Annotated in this window: 15 protein-coding genes; 12 read left to right on the top strand and 3 right to left on the bottom strand. The window is 63.8% G+C overall.

Annotation, left to right across the window (positions count from 1 at the left end):
• The first annotated feature begins 5 nt into the window (after positions 1–5).
• Positions 6–1,274, top strand: coding sequence for a hypothetical protein (locus MKCMC460_RS22065; RefSeq protein WP_236977102.1), 1,269 nt, complete (start codon positions 6–8; stop codon positions 1,272–1,274).
• The gene (locus tag MKCMC460_RS22060) at positions 1,271–2,527 is read left to right on the top strand and encodes a sulfotransferase (RefSeq protein WP_238304822.1); all 1,257 of its coding nucleotides are present in this window, start codon (positions 1,271–1,273) and stop codon (positions 2,525–2,527) included. Before MKCMC460_RS22065 ends, MKCMC460_RS22060 begins: the two co-directional genes overlap by 4 nt.
• Positions 2,528–2,614: 87 nt before the next feature.
• Here MKCMC460_RS22060 and MKCMC460_RS22055 read toward each other — a convergent pair whose 3' ends face one another.
• A complete protein-coding gene (locus MKCMC460_RS22055; protein WP_236977099.1) occupies positions 2,615–4,228 on the bottom strand; it encodes an NAD(P)/FAD-dependent oxidoreductase in 1,614 nt (537 codons plus the stop codon).
• A 55-nt stretch (positions 4,229–4,283) separates the two neighbouring features.
• Between MKCMC460_RS22055 and MKCMC460_RS22050 the strand changes: the two genes are divergently transcribed.
• The 6 genes from MKCMC460_RS22050 (at position 4,284) to MKCMC460_RS22025 (ending at position 9,063) form a co-directional block, all read left to right on the top strand.
• Entirely contained in the window at positions 4,284–4,910 is a 627-nt protein-coding gene (locus MKCMC460_RS22050; protein ID WP_236977098.1) for a TetR/AcrR family transcriptional regulator, read from the top strand.
• A 166-nt stretch (positions 4,911–5,076) separates the two neighbouring features.
• Positions 5,077–5,913: an SDR family NAD(P)-dependent oxidoreductase gene (locus MKCMC460_RS22045; RefSeq protein WP_238304821.1), complete on the top strand. Its 837-nt coding sequence runs from the start codon at positions 5,077–5,079 to the stop codon at positions 5,911–5,913.
• Complete coding sequence (locus MKCMC460_RS22040) at positions 5,913–6,680, top strand: hypothetical protein (RefSeq protein ID WP_236977094.1); 768 nt, start codon at positions 5,913–5,915, stop codon at positions 6,678–6,680. Before MKCMC460_RS22045 ends, MKCMC460_RS22040 begins: the two co-directional genes overlap by 1 nt.
• A 1-nt stretch (position 6,681) precedes the next feature.
• Complete coding sequence (locus tag MKCMC460_RS22035; protein WP_236977092.1) at positions 6,682–7,458, top strand: hypothetical protein; 777 nt, start codon at positions 6,682–6,684, stop codon at positions 7,456–7,458.
• Between the two features lie 34 nt (positions 7,459–7,492).
• Positions 7,493–8,257 (top strand): hypothetical protein, encoded by a 765-nt coding sequence (locus MKCMC460_RS22030; protein WP_236977090.1) that lies wholly within the window; start codon positions 7,493–7,495, stop codon positions 8,255–8,257.
• A gap of 89 nt (positions 8,258–8,346) precedes the next feature.
• The gene (locus MKCMC460_RS22025; protein ID WP_236977088.1) at positions 8,347–9,063 is read left to right on the top strand and encodes a TetR/AcrR family transcriptional regulator; all 717 of its coding nucleotides are present in this window, start codon (positions 8,347–8,349) and stop codon (positions 9,061–9,063) included.
• Here MKCMC460_RS22025 and MKCMC460_RS22020 read toward each other — a convergent pair.
• Positions 9,060–10,673 carry a PEP-utilizing enzyme gene (locus MKCMC460_RS22020; protein ID WP_238304820.1) on the bottom strand — a complete coding sequence of 538 codons (1,614 nt, stop codon included), beginning with the start codon at positions 10,671–10,673 and terminating at the stop codon, positions 9,060–9,062. The genes MKCMC460_RS22025 and MKCMC460_RS22020 overlap by 4 nt on opposite strands.
• A 62-nt stretch (positions 10,674–10,735) precedes the next feature.
• On the opposite strand from MKCMC460_RS22020, the gene MKCMC460_RS22015 reads away from it, so the two are divergent.
• The 4 genes from MKCMC460_RS22015 (at position 10,736) to MKCMC460_RS22000 (ending at position 14,987) form a co-directional block, all read left to right on the top strand.
• On the top strand, positions 10,736–11,815 hold the full coding sequence (locus MKCMC460_RS22015) for a spirocyclase AveC family protein (protein WP_236977082.1): 1,080 nt from the start codon (positions 10,736–10,738) through the stop codon (positions 11,813–11,815).
• Complete coding sequence (locus MKCMC460_RS22010) at positions 11,816–12,436, top strand: TetR/AcrR family transcriptional regulator (protein ID WP_236977080.1); 621 nt, start codon at positions 11,816–11,818, stop codon at positions 12,434–12,436.
• Complete coding sequence (locus MKCMC460_RS22005; RefSeq protein ID WP_236977079.1) at positions 12,433–13,827, top strand: NAD(P)/FAD-dependent oxidoreductase; 1,395 nt, start codon at positions 12,433–12,435, stop codon at positions 13,825–13,827. The genes MKCMC460_RS22010 and MKCMC460_RS22005 overlap by 4 nt, the downstream gene beginning before the upstream one ends.
• Before the next feature lie 284 nt (positions 13,828–14,111).
• On the top strand, positions 14,112–14,987 hold the full coding sequence (locus MKCMC460_RS22000) for a hypothetical protein (RefSeq protein WP_238304819.1): 876 nt from the start codon (positions 14,112–14,114) through the stop codon (positions 14,985–14,987).
• A 93-nt stretch (positions 14,988–15,080) separates the two neighbouring features.
• Here MKCMC460_RS22000 and MKCMC460_RS21995 read toward each other — a convergent pair whose 3' ends face one another.
• Positions 15,081–15,968, bottom strand: a complete 888-nt coding sequence (locus MKCMC460_RS21995; protein WP_236977078.1) for a hypothetical protein — start codon at positions 15,966–15,968, stop codon at positions 15,081–15,083.
• Positions 15,969–16,123: the final 155 nt, after the last annotated feature.

Raw genomic sequence — 16,123 nt, 5'->3', positions numbered from 1 at the left:
TGGCCATGCTCCCCACCGCCGCCGGCAATCCACTCGCCACCACCGAGCAGCGTGAAGGCGAGGCACTGGCCATGCGCGCCTTGGCATCTCCGGTCGTCGAACGGGCGCGTGAACTGGTCGCCATGCGGTGGAAAACCCTCGCCGGACGGGGCGCCCCGCAAGAGGCGCTAGGGACTCGGTTCGACGAACTCGTCGAGGAGTTCGCGTTCAATTACTGCCTCAAGGCCGCTGCGGGCGACGCCAACCACCCGAGGGTCCTGGGCATGCACTACTGTCCGCCGCATCGGTGGTTCGGCGTGGATGTGCCGGGCTCGCGGGGCTCGGGGGGTGACGGCCCGGATCAGCATTACGTGCTCGTTCCGGTCAGCTACGGAGCGCACTATGAAATCGAGGGTCGAAGGTTCGACCCGGTGCCGGCCAACATTCCGTTGACGATCGTGGGTAACCCGTCGCTCACGATGACCCTGGGGAGCCTGGATCTGTTGCAGATCACGGTCTCCGACGACGGTCACTACCGGCTCACGGTCGGACCCGAAGCCGCCGACGGCGATCCGAACCATGTGCAGGTGCCGCCCGGCGCCTTGTATCTGTTCAACCGGGAATGTCGTTCGGACTGGCGGCAAGTGCCCAGCAGTTGGACTGTTCGACGCCTCGATCCGCCGGCCGCCGCACCCTGGACCGAGGACCAGGTGGCCAATCGTGCGGCAGCCACGATGATCGAGGACGTGCCGGCGATGCACTGGTTCATGAGCCTGTTCGCCGCGATGGAACCCAACTCCGTGTCGCCGCTGTTCGGCACCGGATGGGTCGGAGGTCTGGTGTCGCAGATGATCATGTTCGCCCGACTGCAGGTCGACGAGTCGCACGCGTTCGTATTCACCATCGGGGACGGGGACGCGCCATACCGCAACATCGTGTTGCACGACTACTGGTTTCGTACCATCGACTACTGGAAGCGTCAGAGTTGTCTGAACAACGGTCAGTCGACACCGAATCCTGACGGCAGCATCACCTACGTCGTGTCTCACGAAGATCCCGGTGTGGCGAACTGGCTGGACCCCTGCGGCTTCGAGCATCTGCTGGTCGTCAACCGCTGGCAGGGCATGCGCGGTGGTTCCGAGCCCACCGCCGCTGGACACCTGGTACCGATCGCAGATCTGGAATCCGCACTGCCCCTTGACGTTCCGCGCGTCACCAAAGAGCAGCGGGCCCGACAACTCCGGGAACGCCAGGAGACGTTTCAACTGAGATTCGCCACCGAAGGAGCATCATGACCGAACGCACCGCGCTGTGGGAACCGCCGCCACGACCCGAATGGGTCCAGCGGATCAACGAAGAAGGCGCGCACATGAACATCAGCGCGGTGGTGCCCTTGGACCCCGAGTCGCTGATCTCGGCAGCCCAGCGCAGCACCGGGCTGACCGACTTCGGCGATGATAACTGGCGCGAACCATTTGAAATCCTCTGCAAAGCAATGGAAGAGGAGGCTGACCTCAACCTGATGGGCCGGATCCGGACCCGGTCCGAGATTCTGCAACTACTGGAGGGCCGGCTGCAGATCGAGGACTGGTACACCCGCCACCCGGAGATCGACGACGAGGTCGTCAGCGCACCCATCTTCGTGATCGGGCAGGGCCGTTCGGGAACCACGATGCTAGCCAACATCCTGGATGCTCACCCCGACAACTGCGCGCCAAAACACTGGGAGATCATCTTTCCCTGCCCGCCGCCGGAGGCGGCCACCTACGAGACCGATCCCCGGATCGAGCGCGGTCATCAATTGATCGACCAATGGAACCGCGTCACGCCGACGATGGTGTCCCTGCACGAATTCGCCGGCAGACTACCGATGGAGTGTTGCCAGATCCTCGGATTCGGCTTCCGTTCCTCGACGTGGTTCGACAGCCTCGGCCAGGTTCCCAGCTACCAGATGTGGCTGGCCGGACAGGACGTCCGCATCGCGCTGGCGTATCACCGGCGCGTCCTGAAGCTTCTGCAATGGCGGAACCCGCGTGAGCACTGGATTCTCAAGGACCCCATGCATCTCGACCGCATACCCGAGATGCTCGAGGTTTACCCGGACGCGCGGTTCGTCTGGCCTCATCGCGACCCGACCCGAGCGCTGGCGTCGGCCGTCAGCCTGCTGGGTACCGTCCAATGGGGGCGGACCGACCATCCGTTCCAATTCGGCGCGTTCGACTACGTCACCAATCCCGACCTGTCCGCCGCACGGTTCAACGCCGTCATCGACCAGATCGAATCGGGCGCCATTCCCAAAGACAGACTCCATCACGTGTACTACGCAGACCTAGTCGATGATCCGATCGCGGCGATCGCCGCCATGTACGGCGCGTTCGGTCTGGAACTGACCGAGGCGGGCCGTGCGGCGATGCAAGACTACGTCGACGCACACCCCCGGGGCGCGCGTCCGGTGCACAAGCTCAACCTCGGCACCGAGGAGATGAACTCCCGCGACCGTCGCGCGTTCGCCCGCTATCAGGAGTACTTCTCGATTCCGTTCGAGTAGTGGGCGATTCAGGATTGACTGGAACGTGCCGCATGCTCGTCGGCTACCGCGGCGCACGGATGGCCCGCAGCGGCGAATCGAGCGCCGTCATCGCCTCTTGTTGTCGCGCAACGCAGTCTGGGCAGCGAGCTTTCCAGGCAAGGCGCACACGCCGCCGACGGGATGGGTGCCGGCTCCACTGAGGTAGAGACCTTTGACTGGCGTGCGGTAGCCGGCCAGCCCGGCTGCCGGCTTGAGGGGCCCGAATCGGGAGATGAGCGGGTCGACGTGGTAGACGTTGCCCGCCGGTGCGTTGAATCTGGCTTCGATATCCGGCCCGCCGAGTACGGCCCGATCGATTTCGAGCCTGTCCAGTCCCTCGTAATACTGGGCGGAGTCGCGCAACACGGCGTCACCGACCTTGTCACGCACGTCGTCCCACGGCTCTTCGGGTGTCACCGGGATGACGCCCGACCACAGCCACAGGTTGGCTCGGCCTTCGGGGGCTTGGGTGGGATCGACCGCGCTTGGGATGATGGCGCAGCTCACCGGAACCGGGTCGGGCCATTGGCCGCGAACAACGGCATTCCAGGCAGCATCTTGTTCTTTGAGGGTGTGCCAGGCAATGAGGTACTTGCGCAGGTCCAGGCCGTCGCCACGCCAGTCCTCGTGTTTCTTCATCGTCACGTGGCCCTCGAGGGCGACGTTGATCTTGAGGGACGTGGCGTGGGTCTTGCGGATCGGAATGTCCTTGGCGCGCACCGACAGTTTGGTGTCCAGCGTGCCGGCCGGTAGCAGCTCGTTGAGAGTGACGACGGGGTTACAGGTGGTCAGCACGCCATTGCGGGCCCGGACCAGCTGACCGGATTCCAGTAGCACCCCGGTCACCCGGTCGTTGGACACGGTGAGCTGTTGAACCCGGCTGTCGGTGTGCACCGTGCCGCCGTGTGCGGTGAGGCAGCGGTGCAGTGCGGCGGGCAGCGCGCCGGTGCCCCCGACCGGCATCGCGTTCGAAACCTTCTGTACGACACCGAGATAGATCATCGCCCACGCGGTCACGTCTAATTGCATTTGCGAAAACGCGGCCATCGCCGCCAGTGCGCCCTTGGGTAACTCGGATTCGAAGGTCTCTTCGAGGAATTCGGTGTGCGACGCGTAGACCATGTTCCGCAGCTTCCACACGTCCTTGATGTGGCGGGTGGCGCCGAACAGCGAGCTGCCCATCTCCCGGTTGAACGGCCGCAGTGGGTGCGACTTCATGTAGGCCACCACCACATCCATGATCGGATCCAGCGAGTTGGCCAGGTCCAGCCAGGCCCGAGCATCTTTGGGGGAAAACCGCCGCAGCTCGTCTGCCGTGCGACTGGCGTCCTTCCAGATCGCCAGCGAGCTTCCGTCCGGAGCCAATTGGATATGCGCGGGGTCCACCGATATCTGCTTGAGACCATACTTGTGCAGCTCGAGGTCCTCGGCGACTCCGGAGAGCCGGAAGATTCCGGTCAGCTGGATCGCGCCTTCGTTGAAGAAGTGGCCGGGCGCCTTGGCCAAGGTGGCGTTGGTGGAGGTCATGCCGCCCACCGTGGGCGACGCCTCCAGGACGGCTACGCGGTGTCCAGCGCGGGCCAGGTAGCAGGCGGCGGTCAATCCGTTGTGTCCGGCTCCGATGACCACGTAGTCGGCTTCAGCGGGGAGAGCATTTTCCGTCATACCTGCGATCTTCATCGAACTCGATTGTAAAATCAAGATTGAGATGTGGATCGGATGCGATACTGCTGTCGTGACTGTGTCTCCTGCCCCGATGGGACGCCGCGATCGGCGCAAGGCCGAAGCCCGGCAACGACTGCTGGCCGCAGCCCACCAGCTGATCGCCGAGAACGGTGTGTCGGAACTTCGAATCAGCGATGTCACCGATCACGCGGACCTCGGCTTCGGCACCTTCTACACGTACTTCCAGTCCAAAGACGCGCTCATTGAGGCGGTGGTAGCCGACGTGCTTGCCGGCCTTGCGGCACGGATCGGTGCGGATGCTCTGGAGTTCACCGATCCTGCTGAGGCGGCGTCGGCGTCGTATCGGCGTTTCCTGCGCTTCAGCCGGGACGAACCCGAATTGGCTCGGGTTCTCGTCGAACTCGACCGCGTGAACGCGATTTTCGAGGACGCGGTGACGCCATGGGCAATGGAGACCCTGACCCGTGGCCGCAAAGCCGACCGGTTCGAGATCGACGACCTGAATCTGGCCCTCATCTCGATCGTGGGTGCCGCGTTGGCGGCTATCCGGGCGATCCTGGCCGGGCGGCTTCCGGCGGGGCCGAAGACGGAGTCGCGCGGGGCGGAGATGATGTTGCGCGGCTTCGGGGTGGACCCGGCGTCCGCGCGGGAGATTGCCCGGCGAAAGCTGCCGTAGTCACAAGCCCTGCACGAGTGGGGCTGGGGGTTGACTTCGTACCATTCATAAGATAACAATTGATCTCTAATAAGAGATCGAACGATATCTAGTAGTCACCGTCCTGACGATCGACTTCGTCGCATCGGATCATCGATTGAACTGAGCCGCAGGGAGATACGTCGCAATGAGCAGAGGCCGCCTACAGGACAAGGTCGCGATCGTCACGGGCTCGACCAAGGGGATCGGGGAGGCCCTGGTCAGAGGATTCGCCCAAGAGGGAGCCAAAGTCGTGGTGTGCGGCCGCAGCGCCCAGCGTGGCGCCGAACTGGCCGACCAGATCAATGCCGATGGCGGCACAGCCCATTTCATCCGGTTCGACCTGAGCGACGAAGCGAGCGTGGCCAATCTGATGCGCGAGACCGCGGCGCATTACGGCAGGCTTGACATCATCGTCAACAACGCCCACCCGACCGAACACACCGCCGGGGGCGCAGCGGGCCTCGAGGACAAGATCGACAACCCCATCGGAGAGCTCACGACCGAAGCATGGCGAAAGATCACGCTGCCCACCTTCGACGGGCTCTTCTGGGCGCTGCGCGAGGCGATCAAACAGTTCACCAAACAGGGTGGTACTGGGACCATCATCAATATTTCCAGCATGGTGTCCAACCAGGGCCTGGCCGGCGTGGACGTACACACCGCCACCAAGGGCGCAATGAACGCGCTGACCCGCTCCATTGCGGTCGAATACGCCCCACAGATCCGGTGCAACACCATCGTCGCGGGTCTGGTCGCGACAGGTGCGATCGAGGGAATGGTGCACGACCCAGTCATCGGACCCGCGCTCGCCGGGTGCGTACTGACCACTCGCATCGCAGAACCCCGTGACTTCGTGGGTGCGGCGGTATTCCTTGCCTCCGAAAACGAATCGTTCTTCGTCACCGGCCAGTGCATCAATGTCGACGGCGGCATGGGCGTGATGATGCCCATCCCCAAGCTCGAAGCGGCCGCGGCCGGCTGATGATGCAATACTCGGTCGATCAGGTCTTCGGGACCCTCGACAACCTGGACCCACGTGCCTTCATCGGGCTGGCGCTGGCCAGTACCGGCTACTACGTGCAGTACGTGTCGAGCGTGCGTAAAGGCTTTCGGGACCGAATACACGGGACACCCGTTGCCTGCAACATGTGGAATTTCGCCGACGACTTCATCTACTTGTGCTTGTTCGCCCGCTGGTTCGGTCGTAACCCGTACAGCCACTGGTTCACCATCGCGCTGTGGTTCGGCATGGCGATCTGGGTCAGTCTCGAGCTGATGACGCACTATCAGACAATCAAATACTCTCTGGCGGAATTGATTCCAACGCTGGGACGAGGTCCGGCTGTTGCGCTCTATCTCGGCGCCCAGCTCGCCATGTTCGTCCTGATGATCTTCTTCATCAACCTTGTCGACGATCCCATCCTGTTGTTGGCTATCGTTTCGACCCAATTCACCTCTGTCGCATTCGCGATTCCGATGCTGCTCGGCCGTGGACATCGTCGCGGGATTTCGACGGCTGCGGCTCGGGCGATGCTGGTGGCACCCGCGGCGTTTCTGACGTTGTTCCTGCCGGCGGTGGCCCCGCAGTTCGACACCGCGATCACCTATCTCGCCGCGGCGGCGTGTTTTGTCACCGCGCTTGCCTACAACCTGCTACTGCGCCGGTACCCCGTGGAGTCCCGGGCGACCGCGCCTTTGACCGCCGACCCGGTTGTGGTTGCGCGACCGGCCGCCCGAAAGGAGATATGAGATGGCCGAATTGGCGATCAGCCGTCGGATTCAGCAGGCCTGTATCTGGGCGGGTCCCGCGATGGGCGTCTTGTTCGTCGTGGGCTTCACGGTCGCGGGGTTCTTCCCGCCGCCGTCGCCGAACAAGAGCTCTGCCGAGGTGGCGGCGATGATCGACGCGCATCGCACCGCGATCCGGATCGGTATCGTCATCTGCCTGGCGTCATGCCCGTTACTGATGCCGTTCCTGGCCTCGTTCACCATTCAGATGAAGCGCATTGAGGGTGTCCGTCCGATCATGGCCTACACCCAGCTTGCGCTGGGAGCGCTGGCCACCATCGAATTCGTCATCCCGTACGTGTTCATGCTGGCGTCCACCTACCGGGCCGATCAGAACCCGGACGTGACGCGGGCGCTGTACGACCTCGGGTGGTTCTTCTTCCTCGGCGTCATCTCGACATTCGTCTTACAGCTCGTGTTGTTCGGTGTGGCGGTGCTGATCGACCGCCGCACCGCGCCGATCTTTCCCCGCTGGCTGGGCTATGTGAACATCTGGCTCGCAATAACATTCACGCCGGCCAGCTTCCTGGTGTTCTTCAAGACCGGGCCGCTGGCATGGAACGGCGTGCTGGTGTGGTGGGTGCCCGTCGCCGCATTCCTGCTGTGGTTCCTGCCGAACTTCGTCTGCCTGCTGCGCGCCGTGCGTGCCGACACCGAGCCGGCCCAGGGCGATGGACGGCTCGAACAGGAGATTGCCGACCTGCGCGCCCGCCTGGACGCGCTGTCGCCGGCTCGCTGAGCGCTCGATCCTGCCGTGAAAAGGAGTTCGCCCGTTGGTACTCGAAGATCTGTTGCGCAACTACGATTTCAGCAATCCCGATATCGTGCGTGTGCTGATCGTGTCGGCGGTCGCGTTCGGATTCGGCTACGGGGTGTACGTCTACTGCATCCTGCTATTGGTGCGGGAGCGCAAGAGCCCGTACCCGGTCTGGATGCATACGTTCTACCTCGCCTGCGATGCCACCGGGACGGTGTTCTGGTTCCTGCTCGCCAAAGAACATCATTGGTTCTGGTTCTTCAGTGCCAGCTCCGCAGCCATGTTGATCTGGGTGTTCTGTGAGCTGTGGTCGTTATACATGGCGGTTTGCTATGAGCGCCAAGAAATCTGGGGTCGGTACTACGACCAGCCGGTCACACCGCGGCAGGCGGTGAATCGGATTGCGGCGCAGACCCTGTGGTTCCTCTGCGTGGTCAACCTGACCAACTACTTCTTCGGCGGCCTACACGACGCCGCGATGTTCAAATGGTATGTCTGGACGAACCTCATCGTCGCCGTAGGTCCCGGATACCTGTGGGCCGTCCGTAGGACGCGGGAGGGCACGTCTATGGGCCTCGCGATCATGGTGCTGCTGTCGATCATCGCGACCTATCTGCCGCGCGGATATGGCATGTGGACCACCGCCTCGTCTTACTTCGACACCCCGTGGTTCACGCTCAGCGGGCTCGTCGCGACCGCCTACGCGATCTACAACCTCAACCTCGTCCGTAAGTTCGCCCCCAAACCTGCGCTGATCGACGGGCGCAAAACCGTGTGGTGAGGCGCGGCCGCGATCAGGTCGGGGAGTAGCGGTGGCCGGCCGCTACTGTGTCAGTCATCAGCGCGGTCCAGCGCGGAAGAAGGGTACAGATGGCGTCGGCCGGAGTGAAGCGGAACGGGGGTGCCGCGCGCCCCACCCCGACACGTCGTAGCACCGCGGAAGTCCGCACGCTGATACTGGCCTCCGCGCGCAAGCTCTTCTCTATCCACGGTTACCGGGGCACCAGCACCCGCGACGTCGCAAGCGCTGCCGGAGTGACCGCCGCGGCGATCTATCGGCATTTCGGCAATAAGGAGGGCCTTTTCGAGGCGGCGGTGGAAGAACCCCTGCACGCCACCGTCGACGGGTTTCTCAACGACTGGGAGTTCATCGGCTCCGACCAGCGCAACAACGAGGCCGCCGCGCGCCTGTTCATGAAAAGTGTCGTAGCCCTGTTGCGGGACAACCGCGAACTGTTCGCCGCGTATCTGCAGGGACGCGCGGGGCGTGCGGTGGAGGAGTCCGCGCTCAGCCGCGAGCTGGGCAATGTGGTCGACCGGGTACGCACCGCTATCGAGGGACAAGGCTTGGTCGGTGTCGACGTGCCCGTCACGGTCCGTTGCGTCACCGGCATGTTGATGTCGACGGTGCTGTACGACGATTTTCTGTTCCCCCCCGACGACAAGCCGGCAGACGACCGGTTACTCGACGAGGCGGTCGCGCTCACCTTGCGTGGCATCGAATCTCGCGACGCCGCAAGGCAACCGCCAGCGAAAGGTGCGCACGTCCGAAGCGCCGCTCCGAAAGCCAAGGCCGGCCGAAGTTAGGCCGGCTGCACTCGCACCGTGCCCGCGCCGCCGTCGACGGTCACTCGGTCTCCGGTGCGCAACGTGCGGCTGCCGTCCACAGTGTTGATGACACAGGGGATTCCGAGTTCGCGGGCGACAATGGCGCCGTGGGACAGCGACCCGCCGATGTCAATGACGACCGCCGCGGCAACCGATAGCAGCGGAGCCCAGGACGGGTCGGTGATGCGGCACACCAGGATGTCGCCGGGTTCGAAATCGTCAGCCTGGTCGCTGTCGGCGTCATGAATGACCCGGGCCGTTCCTTCGACTACGCCGGGACTCACGCCCATGCCTGAGACGACGTCGACGCGCTCGGCTGGCTGCTCGCCGCCGTCCAACGGCACCGGTGTCGGGTTGCCCTGCCACGTCGGCGGCAGGTCCAAGGCTCGGTAGCGGGCGTAGAGGGCGCGACGCTCGGCGATCAGGTCACCGCGATCAGCGTGGGGGTCGCCGAGGAGTTCGTCGAGGGTCAAGAAGAACACGTCCTCCTCATCGTCCAGAACGTCCTCGGCGGCCAACGCGGCCCCGATCGCTCGCGCGCCGGCGCGCATCCCGTCCATGGCCAGCAGAAAGCCGGCCTTGCCGACTTCACGGCCGAGCACAAATCGTCGCGTCAATGCCAGGGTTGGTCCAACCAAAGGCCGTCGTGATCGTGGAAGTTGTTCCCGCAGTTGACGTTCGGCAGATTGCCGGGCCAATCGGGTGGACGCGGCATTGGCCAGCGGATCGGCACCGGACTTGCGGTACGACTTGGCCAAGGCCCGAATCGGGGTCAGGTCCTCGCGCCAGGAACGGCTTGACACGTCGCCCTCGCCCCGGCCGTGGTACCCGTGCCGGTGGACGAACTCCGACTCGGTAAGTCGCCCTGCGGCCAGCTCCCGCACATCGGCGACCACGGCGGACTCCTCCATGCCGCCGTATCCACTGACCAAAGTCCTTTCCGCGCCGTCCATTCCGGCTGCGTCGCACAACTTGGTGAGTTGGTCGTAGAAGGCCTGGGCCAGCAGGGTGACAATGCAGTGGGCACGCATCACCGGGACGTAGCGGCGGCGGCCCTCGGAGAGCACCGCAACGCCTGCCTCCACTCCGACCGGTGCACGGTCACAGACCTGACTCGTCCACCACGCATAGTTGTCGGCCCGGTACGCAGCCACCTGCCGGGGAGTCTGAATCACATTCCGGGGCATCTTCGCGGCCACGATCGGATACCGGTGACGTACCGGCCGATTGTGCTCGTGCGACATCTTGGCCCCGAAAAACTGGGCCTCCACCGCATCGCCCGACGTGCCCGGCATCCGATCGCCGAAGGCGCGAAAAGTATTGACATTGGCCGCATATCGGCCGTAGAAGATGCAACCGAACCGTCTGTTGACATCGGAGACATCGGGCGGGCGCGGCCATGCGCCGAGGGCGACGACGACCTCGGAGAGGACCTGTTCGGTCAGGCCGCCCCAGATGCTCCAGCCCAGCGGTGTGTGCACGCCGGGAGCCGCCTCGGCGACGTTGCCTGTCGAAAAGAACGTGTTCGGCGAGCTGACCATGTGGAGCAGGTTCGGCTGCTCGACCATCGGCACGGTTGGGTTACTCATCGGGGACAATGTACGACATTGGAACGAGGTACGTAAGCCGTTCCATGTGTTATGTTCCAGCAATGAACGCCGGTTTCGATGCGGTTCTGATCGACCGGGACACGCCCGCGACGTCCGGTGCCAGCGCGCGGCCGTCCGGGAAGGTGTGGTTGTGGGCCGCTGCGGGCTTGGCGCTGGTTGGCCTGGCGGTGACCTGTTGGACCCGGTGGTTGCTGTCCGGGAGTGCCAAACCCGTCGACCCCGGCCCGGATCCGTACCGCTACGGCTGGGTCATCCGGCTGACGGAGACGCTCAGCCTCTCGGTGTTCGCATTCCTGTTCTGGTACACGCTGTTGCGCCCGGCGTACCGGCAGCGCACCGTCACCCTGGACGGGAAGCTGTTCTTGGGCGGCTTGTTCGCGTCCGTGCTCGACGTGTTGTGCCAGATGTTCAACCCCACCTGGGCCTTGAACGCCCACTCGCTGAATCTGGGCACGTGGGCCGGGCAGTTCCCGGGCTTCGCTGCACCGCAGGCCGATCGGTGGGCGTGGAGCCTGGGCTGGTGCATGCCGGCCTATATCTGGCTGGGAGTGGGAGCCGCGATCGTGGGCTGTGCCTATCTGGATGCTTTGCGCCGACAGTTCCCGCGAGCGAGCACGGTCGCGCTCTACGCGGTCGTCTTAGGGACGTTCATGGTGGCCTTCGGATGCCTGGCCACCGTATGGAACCGGACCGGTGTCTACAGCTACGTGTCCTCGCCGGACGCGCTGACGCTGTGGGCCGGCACGACGCACCGGTTACCGCTGACCGAGTTGTTGTTCATCTCCTCGTATTGCCTGATGTTCACCTGGCTGCGCGACGGACGCGATGCGAACGGGCGGTGCGCGGTGGACCGTGACGTCGACGCGTTGACCGTAAACTCCGCCGTCAAGACGCTGTTGTCCACCCTGGCGGTCTGCGGATGGGCAGGCTTCACCACCGTGGTGGCTTACCAGATCCCCAACGACTGGGTAGCGATGACCGGCGGTGTGAACAGCATCCCGGTGCTGCCGTCCTATCAGCAGGGCAGCCTCTACTGTGGCCAACCTGGAAAGCCGTTGTGCCCCAATCAATATCTCAATCGCCTCAAGCAATCGCAGAGCGACGCGAGTGGAGGCGGTTAGATGGTCGCGATGGTCACCGAGAACCAGACACTTGGGCCGCCGGAGCGGGTAATCGCCGCTGCGCGCCGCTGCTTCGCCCGTTACGGCGTCGACCGGACCACGATGCAGGACATCGCGAAGGAATCAGGTATCGGGCGCACCGGTGTCTACCGGCTGGGCCTGACCCGGCGCGAGATCACCGAAGCCGCGATCGTGACCAGACTGCGCGAACTGGGGGAGGGCATCCGCCCGATCGCCGACCGCAATGCCCCGTTTGACGAACTGCTACTGCAGACCTCGATCGCCACGGTGGACGCGGCCCGCTCCGACCCGGAACTGGGCCACCTGCTGGACACGACAACCACCGTGTCCTTGCACCGGTTGATCACCGGTCACGAATCCGCCATGCAGGGAATCGTTTTGGACGTGTTGGGGCCAATGCTGCGGCGTGCCCGCGAACGCGGCGAGATCCGGCCCGAAGTCAGCGACGACCGCGCCGTCGAGTGGCTGCGTGGTGTCTACCTGATGTTGATGTTGCGTGAAGACCTCGACGCCGACGCCGAAAAAGCGCTCGTCACAGACTTCGTGTTGCCCTCCCTGGTCGCACACCCTGATACCCCGAGAAAGAGAGCTAAGAGATGACACCCCACACTCAGGACGGACTGGCCGATCGCGGACCCGTCTTCATCGTCGGTGCCGGGCCGTCCGGCCTCACCGCGGCGTATCGGCTTCGGCAGCAGGGCATCCCGGCTGTCGTTCTGGAGAAGCGCGACCGTACGGGTGGGATGATCCACACCCACCGCGAACAGGGTTACCTGATGGAGGAGGGGGCCACGATATTGCCGAGTGCCTACGAGCCGGTAGTCAAACTCGCCCACGAGATCGGTAGCGGTCAAGATCTGATCCCGGCCGGGTCCATCATCGGCTTTGCCCGCGACGACACCATCTACAACCTGCGCTCGGACCACCTGTTCCTCGACGTCCTCAAGACACCGCTCGTGTCGCTGAAGTCCAAGGCGCTGATGGCCCGATTCGGTGTCGATGCGACCCGCGCAAGCAAGCTGCTCAACTACGAAGACCTCTCTCGCGCTTCGGCATTCGACACCATGACACCACGTGAATACTGCTCGCTGCACCTCGGCCTGTCCGGGGAGGTCTACGACTACGTCATCAACTCGACGGTTCGTGGGGTGCTGGGCGTGCGTGGTGACGCCATTTCGAACCTCGAGCTGTTCTTCATGCTGTACAACATCCTGGGCAGCAAGCTCTACGCGTTCCGTGAGGGGTACTCGACGTACGTCGACCGGCTCTCCGAAGGCATGGACATCCGGCTGAAGGCCACCGTCCATGAGATCCGGGAAGAGGCCGACGGCGTGACCGTCACGTGGACGGACGGCGAGGGCAAGACCCATACCGAGTCCGGTTCGGGCGCCGTGGTCACCGCCCGCGGCGATACCATTCCCGATCTCGTGCCGGGCCATTTCGACGCGGCGTCGCAGGCGTTCCTGCGTGGCCTGCGTTACACCAAATGCGTGGTGATGAACACCGGGGTCACCCGTAAACCCAAAGGCATTGTGGCATCGGTCATCAACATCCCCGAGCCGGTCGATCCCGATCTGATGGGCTTCACCTGCGAGCACAACAAGGCGCCCGGTCGTGCGCCGGAAGGCCATGGCCTGCTTGACATTCTGACCATGACCGAATTCGCCGAACAGATCATCGACGAGGATGACGACACCATCCGCACCGAGATCCTGCGCCGGATGGAAAAGTTGATCCCCGGGGTCAGTGACACCGTCGACTACACACGAATTGCGCGGTGGAACGAAGTGATCGTGTACAGCAGGCCGGGCCTCTACAAGCAACTCGGGCAGTTCCAGGCGCGGCAGGCCGCAGTCACCTCCCGTATTCAGCTCGCCGGGGTATTTCGTTCCTCGTCGAACATGTGCACCGCAACCGTCTCCGGTGAGCGTGCGGCGGCAGAGCTGGTCGCCCAGTTGCGGACGCCGCGCAGACGCTTCGTCGCGGTGTAGCCGTGTCGCCTGGCTCCGGCGCTTGATCTTACGTCTGCGCACCTTGAAAGCTGTTGTGCTGCTCAACAATCAGTCCTGAAACTCGATCGCAGATCGTTTGTCGTCGAAGCATGCACTGGCGGCGGATTTGGGGGATCAGTGGCGACCACGGTGGAGCAGAGGACACTTGTTGCGGCCGGGCCAGAGAATGAAGATATGTTCATTATTGAAAAGTCATTCATAGCTCGATAGGCTCTTCGAGTGGCGCGCAGGGTGCGCGTTCCCGTTCGCGGCGAAGGGAAGAGATGACGGCGTTCAACACTGTGCTCGCAGCCCCACCGATCCCGGCGCACCCGACGACGCCGATTCCCTTTGTGCCTGAGGTGTTGTTCACGATCTTCCTCGGGATTCCGGTGCTTTTCGGTGTCTTCTTCGCAGTCAAACATCTCGTGACGGGCCGTGGCCCGCTGCTGGCCTATTGCCTGATCGGCGGAGGGATCGCCTGCCTGTTCGAGCCGATCGTCGACACGTTGGGTTTGTGCTACATACGTCAGCAGGCCGTGACGAAGACGTTCTCGTCGATGGGCAGAGACTTTCCCTTGTTCATCAACTTTGTTTACATCTGGTACGTCGGGGGACTGGCGTACCTGGCTTTTCGCATCTACCAGACTGGCGTAACCCGCAAAGCAGTTTTTCAGCTGTACTTGATCGACGTCTTCATCAACATCTGGCTGGAAAGCCCCGGTGTGTTGATGGGTGCCTACGAGTACTACGGTCCGCAACCGCTCAACTTCTGGGGGCTGCCGTTGTGGTGGGTCTGCGTCAATCCGTTGATGCCCATGACGGCCGGCGCGTTGATCTACCGGATGAGCCCCTATCTTCAGCGGTGGCGGTTGGCCCTTGTCATCGCGTTTATTCCGATGTCCGACGGGATAGCGAACGGTGCCGCCGCCTGGCCGATGTGGACGGCCCTGAACCTCAACGCGCACTTGGTGTTCACGCATCTGGCGTGGTTGGTCACGCTGGGTTTGGCGTTGACCTCGGTGTGGATTCTGTCGTTCGTGGTCGCCCGGCCCGAGGACGAGGTGTTCATCAAATCCAAGGTCGGCATCATCAAGGCAGCGATCTTCGGTGCCCAAGAACGCGACAAGGTTCCGGTCACCGCCGTGCCGGTTCCCTGAGTCCTCGACACGGTTCGATTAGGCGGCGCCATAAGGCGTTGCCGCAGTTCGCCATCGACCAACGCTGATCCGGGCACCGGGTCGAATTGGCGGCTATGCGAGCCTGCGGATGATTCCCTGCTCGACCAGGCCCCGTCCGGTGCCACCGTTTCCGGTGGTGAGTTCGAGGAACTCGTCGTAGGCGCTCATGGTCGGACCTACCCGCTCCCAACCCATCGGCACCCAGAATCCACCGGTACGGCGCGTCGCCCGAAGTGTCACATGCTCGCCGCCTTCGATCGTGATCTCGGCGGCGGCGAACAGCCCTGAGGCGTCGCGGGCGATCTGGGACAGATCGGTCACCGTACGGGCGTGTTCGCCGAGCAGGAACCCTTCGGCCCGGGCCGAGCCGTCGGCGTGGGCGAACTTCATCACCGTCAGCATCTCGCCGTCCAAGTCCGCGATCAGGCCGATATACTCTGGGAACATTGCTGATTCGTCGCGGTAGCCCCATGTTCGGTCGCGCAATCCGACGCCCGCGACAACCGATTCGGTTCCGCAGACCGTCACACTTCCGGTGACAATCGCCGCCTGCTGGAAATGCTGTAGTGGTTCTCCGGGCACCAGCTCGGGAATGATCTTGCCGGCCGTGTAGTCCGCAGGAACACCGCGCGGGACGAGTCGCAGGTCTGCCTCGAGGTCTTTGGACCGCACGGTGACCTTACCGTCGAGGTCGAAGGCGATCGACGGTGTCTCGTAAGACCCAGCTGGGGGATCCTCGGCCACCTCGGCGCTGACGCCGCCGATGGCGATGCTCGCGCGTACCCGCCGGCCCTCGGCATTCGGCGAAGTCGAGGCATGGACCACACCGTTGATACCGTTGACCGGATCCCAGAACGCAAGGTACGCGTTGTCTTTCCACGGCGGCTTGCCCGCGCCGGGGTGGTCGGTCCGGATGGGGTGGGCCAGCTGCCCCCACTCGGTGGTGAGAGTCTCGGTCATCGCGACGTCCTTTCTGCGCAACTTGTTCGGCATGGGCGCTCCGAAGTCTCAGCTGTGCCGAAGCCACCTCCGGCGATGCTAAGCGCTGAAATCGGTTCGTAGGGGGGCTCTTTCCGATGCGTCGCGGCGTTATCGAGCGCTCGGCCTGCGGCCTC

Source organism: Mycobacterium sp. 20KCMC460 (assembly GCF_022179425.1).
Lineage (GTDB): Bacteria > Actinomycetota > Actinomycetes > Mycobacteriales > Mycobacteriaceae > Mycobacterium > Mycobacterium kiyosense.
The sequence above is the reverse complement of the archived record's forward strand: the minus strand, read 5'-3'. Positions and strand labels throughout refer to the sequence as shown.